Annotated in this window: 14 protein-coding genes; 7 read left to right on the forward strand and 7 right to left on the reverse strand. The window is 61.2% G+C overall.

Features of this window, described 5'->3' with window-relative positions; all coding sequences use genetic code 11:
- The first annotated feature begins 126 nt into the window (after window positions 1-126).
- Genes pdhA through NJC38_RS04435 form a run of 3 tightly spaced genes read left to right on the forward strand, consistent with a single transcriptional unit; the run spans window position 127 to window position 3,325 of the window.
- Window positions 127-1,224, forward strand: a complete 1,098-nt coding sequence (pdhA, locus tag NJC38_RS04425; protein WP_253111765.1) for a pyruvate dehydrogenase (acetyl-transferring) E1 component subunit alpha — start codon at window positions 127-129, stop codon at window positions 1,222-1,224.
- On the forward strand, window positions 1,217-2,203 hold the full coding sequence (locus tag NJC38_RS04430; RefSeq protein ID WP_253111766.1) for an alpha-ketoacid dehydrogenase subunit beta: 987 nt from the start codon (window positions 1,217-1,219) through the stop codon (window positions 2,201-2,203). The genes pdhA and NJC38_RS04430 overlap by 8 nt, the downstream gene beginning before the upstream one ends.
- An 18-nt stretch (window positions 2,204-2,221) precedes the next feature.
- Window positions 2,222-3,325, forward strand: coding sequence for a dihydrolipoamide acetyltransferase family protein (locus tag NJC38_RS04435; RefSeq protein ID WP_253111767.1), 1,104 nt, complete (start codon window positions 2,222-2,224; stop codon window positions 3,323-3,325).
- 64 nt (window positions 3,326-3,389) lie between these two features.
- Here the strand turns inward: NJC38_RS04435 and NJC38_RS04440 are convergent, their stop codons facing one another.
- Entirely contained in the window at window positions 3,390-3,653 is a 264-nt protein-coding gene (locus tag NJC38_RS04440; protein WP_253111768.1) for a YebG family protein, read from the reverse strand.
- A 238-nt stretch (window positions 3,654-3,891) separates the two neighbouring features.
- On the opposite strand from NJC38_RS04440, the gene NJC38_RS04445 reads away from it, so the two are divergent.
- The gene (locus NJC38_RS04445; RefSeq protein ID WP_045483028.1) at window positions 3,892-4,365 is read left to right on the forward strand and encodes a phosphate-starvation-inducible PsiE family protein; all 474 of its coding nucleotides are present in this window, start codon (window positions 3,892-3,894) and stop codon (window positions 4,363-4,365) included.
- Window positions 4,366-4,428: 63 nt separating this feature from the next.
- Here the strand turns inward: NJC38_RS04445 and NJC38_RS04450 are convergent, their stop codons facing one another.
- The 5 genes from NJC38_RS04450 to NJC38_RS04470 all read right to left on the reverse strand — a co-directional run bounded on the left by NJC38_RS04450 (window position 4,429) and on the right by NJC38_RS04470 (window position 9,652).
- Entirely contained in the window at window positions 4,429-4,773 is a 345-nt protein-coding gene (locus tag NJC38_RS04450) for a DUF3509 domain-containing protein (RefSeq protein WP_045493773.1), read from the reverse strand.
- 265 nt (window positions 4,774-5,038) lie between these two features.
- Window positions 5,039-5,464, reverse strand: coding sequence for an HPF/RaiA family ribosome-associated protein (locus tag NJC38_RS04455; protein ID WP_045483025.1), 426 nt, complete (start codon window positions 5,462-5,464; stop codon window positions 5,039-5,041).
- Window positions 5,465-5,728: 264 nt separating this feature from the next.
- Window positions 5,729-8,077 (reverse strand): TonB-dependent Fe(3+) dicitrate receptor FecA, encoded by a 2,349-nt coding sequence (fecA, locus tag NJC38_RS04460; RefSeq protein WP_253111769.1) that lies wholly within the window; start codon window positions 8,075-8,077, stop codon window positions 5,729-5,731.
- A 97-nt stretch (window positions 8,078-8,174) separates the two neighbouring features.
- Window positions 8,175-9,152, reverse strand: coding sequence for a FecR family protein (locus NJC38_RS04465; RefSeq protein WP_253111860.1), 978 nt, complete (start codon window positions 9,150-9,152; stop codon window positions 8,175-8,177).
- Window positions 9,149-9,652 carry a sigma-70 family RNA polymerase sigma factor gene (locus NJC38_RS04470; protein ID WP_045483016.1) on the reverse strand — a complete coding sequence of 168 codons (504 nt, stop codon included), beginning with the start codon at window positions 9,650-9,652 and terminating at the stop codon, window positions 9,149-9,151. Before NJC38_RS04470 ends, NJC38_RS04465 begins: the two co-directional genes overlap by 4 nt.
- A gap of 193 nt (window positions 9,653-9,845) precedes the next feature.
- Here NJC38_RS04470 and NJC38_RS04475 point away from each other — a divergent pair, with 193 nt between their 5' ends.
- The 3 genes from NJC38_RS04475 to NJC38_RS04485 are packed head-to-tail and all read left to right on the forward strand — an operon-like array spanning window position 9,846 to window position 12,135.
- Window positions 9,846-10,193 (forward strand): DUF3649 domain-containing protein, encoded by a 348-nt coding sequence (locus NJC38_RS04475; protein ID WP_045483014.1) that lies wholly within the window; start codon window positions 9,846-9,848, stop codon window positions 10,191-10,193.
- A gap of 20 nt (window positions 10,194-10,213) precedes the next feature.
- Entirely contained in the window at window positions 10,214-11,806 is a 1,593-nt protein-coding gene (locus NJC38_RS04480; protein WP_253111861.1) for a PepSY-associated TM helix domain-containing protein, read from the forward strand.
- Window positions 11,806-12,135 (forward strand): DUF3325 domain-containing protein, encoded by a 330-nt coding sequence (locus NJC38_RS04485; protein WP_253111770.1) that lies wholly within the window; start codon window positions 11,806-11,808, stop codon window positions 12,133-12,135. The genes NJC38_RS04480 and NJC38_RS04485 overlap by 1 nt, the downstream gene beginning before the upstream one ends.
- A 113-nt stretch (window positions 12,136-12,248) precedes the next feature.
- Here NJC38_RS04485 and NJC38_RS04490 read toward each other — a convergent pair whose 3' ends face one another.
- Window positions 12,249-13,169: an AraC family transcriptional regulator gene (locus NJC38_RS04490; RefSeq protein ID WP_253111771.1), complete on the reverse strand. Its 921-nt coding sequence runs from the start codon at window positions 13,167-13,169 to the stop codon at window positions 12,249-12,251.
- Window positions 13,170-13,217 lie beyond the last annotated feature (48 nt).

The raw sequence follows: 13,217 nt of genomic DNA on the forward strand, positions 1-13,217 counted from the left end.
TCAGGCCTTGGCATAACACCTTATGAGTGTCGGCTGGCGCCATTACCCGGTGCTGTCGACGGTTCCATGCAGCCACAAGCCGCGAACCACGACTATCACGCATGACCTGCGTGTCTGGAGTAGGCAATGTCCAATAACAAGAGTGAGCTGGCGTACACCCGCTACCTGGCCCCTGACGGCCAACTGACTGCCCCTCTGCCCGCCTGGGCTGACGACTTCAATCTGCTGACCCGCCTCTATCGGCAGATGGTCCTGACCCGGCTGTTCGATCAGAAAACCATCGCTTTGCAACGCACTGGCCGGATCGGCACCTTTGCCCCGTGTCTTGGTCAGGAAGCCATCGGCGTGGCCATTGGCAGCCTGATGCGCGGCGAAGACGTGCTGGTGCCTTACTACCGCGACACCGCCGTGCAACTGATGCGCGGGGTGCGCATGGATGAGATTTTGCTGTATTGGGGCGGTGACGAGCGCGGTAGCGCCTACGCCGAGCCCAGCGTCGCCCAGGACTTTCCGCTGTGCGTGCCGATTGCGACCCAGGCGCTGCATGCTTGTGGCGTGGCCAGCGCCTTCAAGGTGCGTGGCGAGCATCGAGTGGCGGTCACCACCTGTGGTGACGGTGCGACCAGCAAGGGCGACTTTCTAGAAGCGCTTAATGTGGCTGGCGCCTGGCAGTTGCCGGTGGTGTTCGTGATCAATAACAACCAGTGGGCGATCTCTGTGCCGCGGCGCATTCAGTGCGGCGCACCGACCCTGGCGCAAAAGGCCATAGGCGCCGGCTTTCAGGGTGAACAGGTCGATGGCAACGACATCCTCGCGGTCTACGACCGTATGCAGGTGGCGCTCGACCGGGCGCGCAAGGGCAAGGGCCCGGTGGTGCTGGAATGCCTGAGTTATCGGTTGGGTGACCACACCACGGCCGACGATGCCACCCGTTACCGTTCGGCTGATGAAGTGCGCCAGGCCTGGAACGAAGAGCCGATCAAGCGCCTGCAGAGTTTCATGGCCGCCCAGGGCATCTGGGACGAAGGCCGTGAGCAGGCGCTGGTCAGCGAGTGCCAGGCGCTGATCCAGGAGGCGGTCAATGCTTATGAGGCGCATGAGCTGCAACCTGCCATTTCGGCGATGGACCACGTCTACGCCCGCTGGCCGGCAGCCTTGGCCGAGCAGCGTGAGTGGTTCCTGGAGCGGGTCGCACGGCGTGGCGGAGGCGAACACCATGAATAATGAAAAAGTCACCTTGCTCGAAGCCGTCAACCTGGCCTTGCACCGGGCCATGTCAGAAGACGAAAACATTGTGGTGCTGGGCGAAGATGTCGGGGTCAATGGCGGGGTGTTCCGTGCCACACAAGGGCTGCGCGAGAGCTTTGGCTTCAAGCGCGTGATCGACTCGCCGCTGGCCGAAACCATGCTTGGCGGTCTGGCCGTGGGCATGGCGGCGCAGGGCCTTAAGCCGGTGCTGGAAATCCAGTTTCTGGGCTTTATCTATGCGGCCATGGAACATCTGGTGTCCCATGCCAGCCGGCTGCGCAACCGTACCCGTGGCCGGCTGACCTGCCCGATGGTGCTGCGTGCGCCAATGGGCGCGGGTATTCGTGCACCCGAACACCATAGTGAAAGCACCGAGGCGCTGTTTGCGCACATTCCCGGTCTACGCGTGGTGATTCCTTCTTCGCCGGCTCGCGCTTACGGGCTGCTGCTGGCCGCTATCGACGACCCGGACCCGGTGATTTTTCTGGAGCCGACCCGGCTCTATCGCATGAATCCGCAAGCACTGGTCGATGACGGCAAACGCCTGCCTCTGGACACTTGCTTCACCCTGCGTGAGGGCAGCGATATCACCCTGGTGAGTTGGGGCGCCAGTGTGCATGAGACCCTGCAGGCCGCCCAGGCGCTGGCCGAGCGCGGGGTGTCGGCGGAGGTCATTGATGTGGCGTGCATCAAGCCACTGGACCTCGACACTCTGGAAGCATCGGTGCGCAAGACTGGCCGCTGTGTGATTGTTCACGAGGCGCCGCGTTCCTGCGGGGTCGGCGCCGAGATCGCCGCCAGCCTTTACGAACGGGCCTTGCTCGACCTGCATGCGCCGATCCAGCGCGTTACCGCCCCGGACATCCCGCCGCCGCTGTACCGGCTGGAACAGCTGTACATGCCTGGTGTCGAGGACATTCTTCACGCCTGTGACACCGCGCTGGAATACGCCTGAGACCCGAGGAGGTTTGCGATGAAATTTTTCAAACTGCCCGATCTGGGCGAAGGTTTACAAGAAGCCGAAGTGGTGCAGTGGCACGTCAAGGTGGGCGATAGCGTCAAGGCTGACCAGTTGCTGGTATCGGTTGAGACTGCCAAGGCGCTGGTGGACATTCCGGCGCCCTATGACGGCGTGGTAGGTAAACTGTTTGGTGGCGATGGCGACATTCTGCATGTGGGCGAACCGTTGATCGGCTTTGAAGGCGAGGGCGATAACGGTACGGTGGTGGGCAAGCTTGAAGCCGGTGGCAGCCATGAGGATCAATTCTTTGTCGGCGCGGCGCCCTCTACCCGTGAACACTTGGCAACCCGCGCCACGCCGGCAGTCCGCCAACTGGCCCGGCAATTGGGGGTAGAACTGGCCAGCCTGACAGGTACTGGTGGCGACGGGCTGATCAGCCGCGCCGATGTCGAGCGCGCCGCCCAGGCCGAGCGTGACCGCTTTGGTGGCCAGAAGCTGCGCGGCGTACAGCGCAGCATGGCGATCAATATGGCTCGCTCGCATGCTGAAGTGGTGCCAGTGACCCTGTATGCCGATGCTGACCTGCATCGCTGGGGCAAGGCCCGTGACCCGTTGATGCGGCTGGGCAAGGCCATGGCTGAGGCGTGCAAGGTCGAGCCGGTGCTCAACAGTTGGTTCGATGGCAAGTCATTGTCGATTCGCCAGCACGAGCATCTGGACCTGGGCATTGCCGTGGACACGCCGGATGGTTTGTTCGTGCCGGTGTTGCGAGATGTGGGCAATCGCCAGGCGGATGACCTTAAGGAGGGGCTGAGCCGGTTGCGTGCAGACGTCAAGGCGCGCTCTATTCCGCCTCAGGAAATGATGGGCGCGACCATCACCCTGTCGAACTTCGGCACCTTGTTCGGCCGCTACGCCAACCCGGTCGTGGTGCCGCCACAGGTGGCGATACTCGGCGCCGGTGGCATTCGTGATGAACCGGTGGCGGTTGACGGGGCTGTGGTGATTCATCCAATCCTGCCGTTATCGCTGTCTTTCGATCACCGGGCAGTGACTGGCGGCGAGGCCGCGCGGTTCTTCAAAGCGCTGGTGCAGGCTCTGGAGCAGCCTGAGTAACGGCCATGGCCAGTTGATCCGTCAGCCAGTGTGACGCTGACGGATCAACCGTGTCGCCAAACCGTCACTCGGCTTCTGCATCATTGAACAGCTCGTTCAAGGCGTCCGGCTGGCTCTTGAAGGCGCGGGCGAATACATCACGGTTCTTGGCCATGTAGATACCGGCCTCTTCTACCTGATCTTCGCTCAGCGAAGGTACGGCTTTGCTCAACACTGTTGCCAGCAACTCGGCGAGTTCGAGCATCTTGTCATGACGATCAGCTTCGGCTTTATCCATGAACAGGCGCTCCAGATCTCGGCTGCTGCGGTATACCACTTCGACGGCCATTCACCACCTCACAAGCCTTCCAGACAGATATGGGTTAACTGTATTTTTATACAGTGGTAAGAATAAGCCATCTTTGCGTTTGTGGAAAGTGGCCCGTGCATTCTTTTCCAGACACCACTTTTTATAGGCAAAGCTTTGCCTTGCGACAACTGACCGCGCCCAAAGGACTGGATATGGCCTTGTTCCTGCTTTACAAAGCCCGCGCCAACACTGTGATTGGTTTTTAAGGAAACAGAGCATGAAATGGGCGAACAACAGCCGTAAACGTATGCACGATGGTGCCAACTCCATCGGCAACCTGCTGGTGGAGGGGTTTCACTATCTCGGTCTGTTTGCCATTGGCGCCGTGACGGCATGGGCTTCGATCATGGCGTTCATGGACATGGTCGACAAACGCCACGCCAGTGTCGATGACATCCTGCTGCTGTTCATCTACCTGGAGCTGGGGGCGATGGTCGGGATTTACTTCAAGACCAACCACCTGCCAATCCGCTTTCTGCTGTACATCGCCATCACCGCGCTGACCCGCTACCTGATTGGCGACGTGTCCCACCACAAGGCGCCGGACATCGGTCTGTTGTACCTGTGTGGTGGTATTTTCTTCCTGGCGCTGTCGGTGCTGGCGGTGCGTTATGCGTCCTATCAATTCCCGTCGAGCAAGGCGATCGATGCCTCGGGAGAAGAGGTGGGCGATAACGTGACGGAGAAGTGAGGCACGATCGCCTTTAGCAAAAGCCCGCTGTTGGAGCAGCGGGCTTTGTTATGGAGCATGGTTTCAGACGCCGACCGCCAGGCTTGGGCGGTTGCTCAGCCAGTTGCGCTGTGGAGCTGGCGCTGCAAGTTGCTTGAGGCGGTCCTGGTCGGTCATGGCTTCAAGGAGAGTCACGGCGCTGTGGCCCTGTTCGATGGCAATGCCGAATTGCACGCTTTCTATCAGCCGCTGCAGGCGCTTGGGTTCATTGCGCTGCTGCGGGCTGATCAGCCGCTTGGCGACCACGCCAGACTCGTTCGACAGGGTCAGCATGATGCTGCCATCCAGCCCTTGAATGCTGAGGTTCACCCGGTACTGCGGGGCAAACGTGTCAGTGATCAACTGAAAGGGATTGTCGGGGGTGTCCATCATCGGTACCTGCTCATGGATTCTGCATAAGTTGACCGGGCTCATATCCTTTGGTTCTCAGCGACGGATAAGCGGTCAGCAATTGGCCGTCATGGCAAGGTAGCGGTAATGTTCATGATGCAGTGGCACATGAGCGACCGGTTTGATGCCGCAGACGACGTAACAGCATGCATGCATCAAGCCAGTTGCGACCAACGGTGCCGGTAAATCGCAGGCACAAAAAAGCGGGCCTTGCGGGCCCGCTTCTGGCTGCTCGGTGAATTGATCAGACCAGTTTTTCGGCTTCTTTTTCCTGTTCTTTTTCGAGGAATTCTTCCTGCAACAAGGCATCGGTGTTTTCAGATGCCAGCGGGAATCCGTTTTGCGCGGCGCTGCGGTGTTTGTCACGCAATTTGCCGATCAGATGCTCCAGGGCACTGTCGAGTTTGGTCGCAGCACTTTCAACGGCCTGATCGACAGAGCCGGCTTTGCTGGTCACGGAAATAGGCTGATGGCCTTTGGGGCGAGCTTCGATCTGGCAGCGAATGTCATCAGGGCCGGATTTGTCGCCGTTTTCATCGCGCAGATGGACTTCAACGCGAGTGAGGTAATCGTCGTAGCGTTCGAGCGTGCTTTCAAGGGTAGAACGAACCCAACTCTCCAGTCGGACACTGCTTTCGATGTGGTTGTCGCTATTGACTTGGATTTGCATAGTCGATCCTTACTAGGGCTAACTCGTGCTTGAGCGAGGCGGCACGTTTGCTCCTGAGCAATCAGTCACATTTCGGCCGCGCTCAATCACAGTGTTGGCGCTAATCGATTCATATTTCAAGCCCCTGTGTGGAAGAAATATTTCGCTGCAAAAAATTCATATGGCTTCAGATCTGTCTCCACAGGAGCGGATTCAGCCGCTAAATTCGGCAAAAAACCCTAAATTCGCGGCTAAAGCCGCTCCTGCGCCTGGAGGCGAGCTGCGTCAGAATGCCACTGAAGTCTGCAGGTAAATCGTGCGTGGTTCGCCCACGTATTTGCCCTTGTTGTTGTCGTCGAACGAGCGGGTGTAGTACTCGCGGTTGAAGATATTCTTCACTCCCACTGCCACGTTCAGGTCAGACAGTTTCGGGCCAAAATCATAGGCGGCGCGGGTGCTGAACAGCATGTAACCCGGAATCCGTCCGGTGCTGCCGTCGGCGCTTTCGGCTGAGGTATTGGCGTTGTCAGCGAATTGGTCGCTCTGGAACGCGCTGTCGAGATTGAGCTTCCATGGACCTTCGGTGTAGCTCAGGCCCAGCGTGCCTTTGTGCTTCGACGAGAACGGCACACGATTGCCCTTGTTCGGCCCGTCTTCGCGGATGGTCGCGTCAACATAGGCGTAGCTGGCGTAGACGTCGACGCCGGCCAGCGCCGGGTTGAGCGCGTCGAGCGCGTAGTTGACGCTGGTCTCGATGCCTTGATGACGGGTTTCGCCGCGGGCGATCACGCTGTCGTTGGTCTGGTTGCTCTCGTACTGGTTGTCGAAGTTGATCAGGAACACGCCGATCTCGGCACGCAGCGGGCCGTTGTCGTAACGTGTGCCCAGCTCCCAGGTGCGGGCTTTCTCGGGTTTGACTTCGCCACCGGCGACCCGGTTGGGCATCTGGCTGTACTGCACGCTGCCGAACGAGCCTTCGGTGTTGGCATACAGGTTCCACTCGTCAGTGACGTGATACACCACGTTCAGGGCCGGCAGCGCGGTATTGTAATCGCCCTGGTATTTGACGCTGGTCAGCTTGTTCGTCTGCGCGGTGTCGATCATCTCGTAGCGGATGCCCGGCGTGATGGTCCATTTGCCGATGTCGATACGGTCGTCAATGTAGAACGCATTGGCTTCGGTGGCGCCGCGGGTATCACGGTCGTTGCGGCTGGCGGTGGTCGGCAGGGCGCCGGTCACCGGTTCGCGAAAGCGCAACTCATGGCCGGCTTCGTTGACATAGCGATAGCCCACACCGACTTCATGCCAGCTTTCGCCCAGTGCGAAACCTTGTGAGAAGCGGGTTTCCAGGCCGCGCACCCAATACTCGCGCGGTGACAGCGAGACGAACGAGGCCTGGTCGAGATAGCCACTGCGCAGGGTCTTGGTGAAGAACGTATTGGCAGTGAATACCCGGGCGTCCTGCTCATAGCGGTAACCGAAGTTCACCAGCGTGCGGCGGCCCCAGAACTTGTCTTTCAGGCGTGTCGACTGGTACGGGTCTTCCTTGTAGGCCGCTGTGCTCAGGCCACCGGGCATGTCGGCTTCACCTTCGTAGTACTGGGCCATGGCGTTGAGGCTGTTGGCCTCATCGATCTGGTACTTGCCCTTGAGGATCAGGTCGTCGATCTGCGTATCGCTGTGCTCGCGCCAGTCGCTGCCGCGCACGCCGGAGTACAGAATTGCGCCCCCCAGGCCGTTTTCAGCGGTGCCACCGGCCAGCAGGTTGCCGGTGGTTTTCAAGCCATCCTGGCTGGACGACGGGCTGACCTGGGTCTGCACGCTGGCTTTGACGGTCGGCTCAGCGGGGATCGCACGGGTCACGAAGTTGACGATCCCGCCGACGTTCTGCGGGCCATAGCGCACCGCGCCGCCGCCACGCACCACGTCCACGGCATCCATGTTGCCGAGGCTGACCGGTGCCAGCGACAACTGCGGCTGGCCATAGGGCGCGAACGGCACCGGGATGCCATCCATCAATACCGTGGAGCGTGCCGCCAGGCGCGGGTTGAGACCACGAATGCCGAAGTTCAGCGCCATATCGTGGCTGCCGGTGCCATTGTTCTCCGGGGCGTTGACGCCGGGAATGCGGTTGAGCACTTCGCGGGCACTGCTGGCACCGCTGCGCTCAAACTCCTCACGGCGGATCACATCACGGGCCCCGGCATGCTCGAAAACGTTGTCTTGTTTGGCTTCGCCCAACCAGTCGCCGACGATACTCGACGCGCCCAGTTCGATCGGGCCGCTGACTGCCGGGCTGGCCGCTTGCAGGGTGAAACCGCCCTGGCCATCGGCCTGGGCTTGCAGGCCGGTGCCTTGCAGCAACGCGGCCAGCCCCTGTTGCGGTGTGTACTGGCCTTGCAGGCCCTGACTGCGCAGGCCATTGGTCAATTGCGAGCCATAGGAAATCAGCACGCCGGACTCACGGCCAAACTGATTCAGCGCACTTTCCAGTTCGCTGGCGGCGATGTGGTAAGTCTTGGCGGGTGCTTCGGCGTAGGCCGGCAACACACCGGTCAGCGCCAGACTGGCACCAAAGATGACGTGGCGCAGGGTGCGTACCAATGGGTGCAAAGGGGCAGGGCGGGCAGACATTCGGGGTGTCCTTTTGATGAGGATTGAGTGGTGCTTTCCCTGTCTGTCACGCGAGCCGGGCAAAACGGCTCAGGTTTTTTCATTTATTTTTCGGCCTTCAAACGTTGGCCTGCACATTCACCCAATAACGGGTATAGCGCTGCACCTTCACCGGCAGCACCACTTCGAGCATGTCGAGAATGCGTTCACTGTCGGCCAGCGGGTAACTGCCGGAAATCAGCAGGTCGGCGATACGCTCGTCGCACTTGAGGCGGCCATGGCGGTAACGCCCCAGCTCCAGCAGAAAGTCGGCCAGCCGCATGCGCGAAGCGACCAGCATGCCGTCGGCCCAGGCGCCGTTGCCGGCATCCACCGGCTGCACCTTGCCCCAGCCGTTCGCTTCGAAGCTTACTTGCTGACGGGCCTTGAGCAGCAGCGGCGCCCCCGGATGCTCATGCGGGATGATCTGCACGTTGCCGGCCAGCAACGCCAGGTGCGTACGGCCATTGAGCTGGCGCAGGTTGAAGCGGTTGGCGCTGTTGCCAGCCTCGATGCGGCCTTCGGCAGTCAATAGATTCAGCGGGCGATGATCGGCGGCGGTGCTGATCAGCAGCTCGCCCTGGCGCAGGCGAATCAGCCGCGCGTGCGTGTCGAAGTGCACATCCACGGCACTGGCGGTGTTCAACTGCAACTGGCTGCCGTCGTCCAGGGCGATTTTGCGTCGCTCACCCACGCGGCTGGAATAGTCAGCCAGCAACGCCTGCACCGGCAACTCATCACGCAGGCTCCAGCCCAGCGCACTGCCGCCGCCCAGCAGTATCAGCAGTTTCAGCGCCTGGCGCCGCCCGGCGGACTTCGGCGCCCCGAGGGTGGCATGGGCCAGTGGCGACGACAGCCCGCCCAGGCGCTGATTGACGCGCTGAATATGCGCCCAGGCACGCTGATGCTCGGGATGGCCGTTGAGCCATTGTTGCCAGGCTAGCTGACGCGCCGGGCTGAGCGCGCCGTCCTGCATTTCAATCAGCCAGCCGACCGCCTGCTGCGCCACGGCGGGGGAGATGTCGGAGCGATTGAGCGATTCGCCGTTCATGTTCAGAGCGCGAAATAGCAGCGTAGCGCCGCTTTGTTCAGGTGGCGTTTGACCGTGGCAATAGAGATGCCCAGCTGGGCAGCAATTTCACCATGGCTCAGGCCGTCGATCTGCGACAGCAGGAACGCGCGCCTGACCGGCATGGCCAGACCGTCGAGCAGACGATCAAGCTCGACCAGGGTCTCAAAGATGATTGCCCGCTCTTCTTCAGACGGCGCGTAGCACTCGGGTAAGTCGGCCAGCGCCTGATACCAGGCCTGTTCCAGATCCTGACGGCGGTAGTGATTGCTCAACACCCGTTTGGCAATGGTGGTCAGGAACGCCCGGGGTTCTACCAACTGCGCTGTGTCACGGGCCAGCAGCACCTTGACGAAGGTGTCCTGGGCCAGGTCGGCGGCATTGTCCGGGCACCCCAGGCGGCGCCGCAGCCAGCCGGTCAGCCAGCCGTGATGCTCCTGATACAGGCCTGCGACAGTCTGGTTTACGCTGGGCTGGGCGATGGGCATGGCGTAGACAATCCACGACGAGCGAGAAAGGGTGGCGATTCTGTCAGACTCTTTTGCTTGTGAGAATATTTATCATTACTATTGCCGGGTTTTTTCCGCATTCTTTATCGGTGCGGTGTGTTTGACCGGCCAGTAACAGGCAGCTGTGAATGCTGTTCTGGATCCTTATTCATCTCTGTCGCGAGCCCCTTAGATGGACGGCACCGTTACCAACCCTGCGCCCAAGGCCGCAGCCCGCGCGCCCCGGCCGAAACAGACCGGCGTCCCGGTTGCTTACCGGCTGGCCGTGGCTTCACGCTTTATTGTCGCAACATTCGGTGGCTACCTGCTGGCCTCGCTGTCGAGCATCTGCCTGGCCCTCTGGCTGCCGTTGCCCCGTGCCGAGGCGGTACTGGCAGGGATGATGTTGTCGTTTCTCGCGTATCTGGGCGCGTTCATCTGGTGCTTCTCGTGCCGCAGCGCCTGGCATGCCTGGGTCGGCACGCTGCTGCCTTGCGCATTGCTGGGGGCGGCCTGGGCTGCGACGCGGTGGTTGTCATGAAAGAGGGCTTGCGTCAGGCCATGGCCTGGTTGCACACCTGGCTCGGGCTGATCTTTGGCTGGCTGCTGTTTGCGATTTTCCTGACCGGAACGCTGTCGTACTTTCGTGCCGAGATCACTCACTGGATGACCCCGGAGCTTGAGGTGCGGGCGCTGGACTCCGCGCAAACTGTCCGCGTGGCCCAGGATTATCTGCAGGAGAAATCGCCGGGCGCCGTGCGCTGGTTCATCAACCTGCCCGAACAACGCGATCCGACGATGAATGTGGTCGCGGTCGGCAAGCCCGCCAAGCCGGGTGAGCGTGGCAAGTTCGAGCGGATGACCCTCGACCCGCTGACCGGCACTGAGATACAGGCACGCGAAACCCGTGGCGGTGATTTCTTCTACCGTTTCCATTACCAACTGGAAATGCCTTACCCCTGGGGCCGCTGGCTGACCACGATCGCGGCCATGGTGATGTTCATCGCCTTGATCACCGGCATCATTGTGCACAAGAAAGTCTTCAAGGAGTTCTTCACCTTCAGGCCCGGCAAGGGCCAGCGCTCCTGGCTGGACGGCCATAATGCGTTAGGCATTCTGGTGCTGCCGTTCCACCTGATGATCACCTACAGCAGCCTGTTGTTCTTCGCCTCGCTGGTGATGCCGGCGAGCATCATCACCACCTACGGTGACAACACCAGGGCCTTCTATGACGAGTTATACCCGGCCTCGGCGACCCCCAAGGCGCAAGGTGTGGCGGCACCGCTGATTCGCCTGGATTCGTTGCTGAGCATGGCCGACGAGCGCTGGGGCGAGAACATGATTTCCCGGGTGACCATCGACAATCCGGGTGATGCCAATGCCAGAGCGACTCTCTACCGTAACGGCCACGACCGGGTGACCCGCCAGCAAGGCGATACCCTGGTCTTCGATGCCACCAGCGGCGCGCTGTTGTCTGACAGCCTCCCGGCCAAAGCCGCACCATCGCTGATTACCGAAGGCTTCTGGGATCTGCACATGGGGCAATTCGCCAATAGCGTGGTGCGCTGGCTGTACTTCGTGTTCGGCATCGCCGGCACCGCGATGATCGGCACGGGGCTGGTGATGTGGCTCGGCAAGCGGGTGCTTAAACATGCCAAGACCGGTGTGCTGCCGTTCGAGTTGCGGCTGGTGCAGATCCTCAATATCTCCAGCATGGCCGGGCTGATGCTTGCCATGGTCGCGGTGTTCTGGGCCAACCGGCTATTGCCGGTGGGCATGCCGGGGCGCGAAGACTGGGAGGTCAATGCATTTTTCATCATCTGGGCGCTGTCAGTGCTGCATGCCGCGTTACGCAATGGGCAAACCGCCTGGCGTGAGCAGTTGGGGCTGGGCGCGTTGCTGTTTGGCGCGTTGCCGCTACTGGATATTGTGACCAGCAGCCAGTACCTGCTGACCTCGCTCAAGGGCGGCAGCTGGGTGCTGATCGGCTTCGACCTGACGGCCCTGGCCACCGGCCTGCTGCTCGGCTGGGCGGCGCTGAAATTCAGGAACCGCCCTGAAGCTCCGGCCAAGGTGCGCAAGGCCCCACACGCGGCGGCTGCGTTAGCGGAGCCGACGGACATGACCGGTGCCGTGATCAAGGAGGCCAACTGATGCTGCTGCCTGCCTTGCTGTGTTACTCGGGCTTTACGGCGCTGTGCCTGTCCATGGAGCGCCATTACAGCGAGCTGCTGGCTGGCAAACCTTCAGTGCAGCGCCGCCGTGGCCTGAAAATCACCGGCTGGCTGTTGCTGGTCATGGCTGGCTGGCTGGCAGTCGCTAGCCGTGGCTGGGCGATGGGCCTGGTCGAATGGACGGCAGCGTTGATGGGCAGCGCGGTGCTGTTGGTGTTTCTGATGCCCTACAAACCGCGCTGGATCCTGCCGCTGGCGGGCGCCGGATTGCTGGTAGCAGCGGCTTTGGCCGCAATACCGGTCACTTAAGTGCTTCATGTCCTCGGTGGGAACGACCTTGGTCTGGGTGGCATTCCGACCAAGAGGCCAGTAAGAACACTGCATTGGCAGCAGATGCTGTGACTTTACTGGCCTCTTTGCGGCTAGAGCGGAGCGCCGTCTGTGTGCGCCTGCAAGGTCCTTTCGCAGGACGTGCGAAAGACCTGGCGATACTCACCCGGTGTCGCCTCCAGCGTTTGACGAAACCGGTTGGTGAAGTGGCTGGCACTGGCAAATCCGCAGGCCAGCGCCACCTCACCCAGCGGCTGGGTGGTCTCGCGCAATAACCGGCAAGCTCGCTGCAAACGACGCTGCAATACATAGCGATGCGGTGGCGTGCCGAAGCTCTCGCGAAACATTCGCGCAAAGTGATATTCCGACAGGGCACACAGCCCGGCCAGTTGCCCCAGGCTCAGGGGCTGGTCCAGTTGCGTTTCAATGAACTCGCGTACACGTCGGCGCAGGTGCGGAGCCAGACCGCCTTTGAGTTGCAGCCCTTCACGCAGGCCGACTTGGGTCAGTACCGCATGGCTGAGCATTTCATGAGCCAGGCTGCTGGTCAGCAGACGTTCGCCCGGTTCTTGCCAGTTGAGGCTGATCAACTGTTGAAAGTGCGCGGTCTGCCGGGCGTCATCGAGAAAGGTGTTTTCCTGCAGTTGCAGCTCCCGAGGTTCGCGGTCGAGCAGGGTGACGCAGCCCAGCGCCAATTGCTCAGGGCTGACATACAGATGCGCCAGGCGGATCTGGCCGTTGATGACCCACGCTGATTCGTGGCCAGCCGGCAGCACGCATAATTTGCCCGGCGCCCCCTTCTGGTCGGGCTGATCCCGGCGAAAGGTGCCAGTCCCATCGGCGATATAGCACGACAGGGTGTGGTGGCTTGGCGAGTGGTATTCGCGCAGGTCATGGTGGTTGTTCCATTGCGCCGCAATCAAACCGTCGCCCAGCCACGCACTGCGCTCCAGGCGGGCGTGGGGTGAACTGTTCAATGACTGGAAGACCTGAATGGTGTCGAGCGCGGACATGATGACTCCTCTATGACGCTATCCTACGCCGCACGTGGGTGCTTGCCA

Origin of the sequence: Pseudomonas sp. 21LCFQ010 (assembly GCF_024129905.1) — a bacterium.
Taxonomy (GTDB): Bacteria; Pseudomonadota; Gammaproteobacteria; order Pseudomonadales; family Pseudomonadaceae; genus Aquipseudomonas.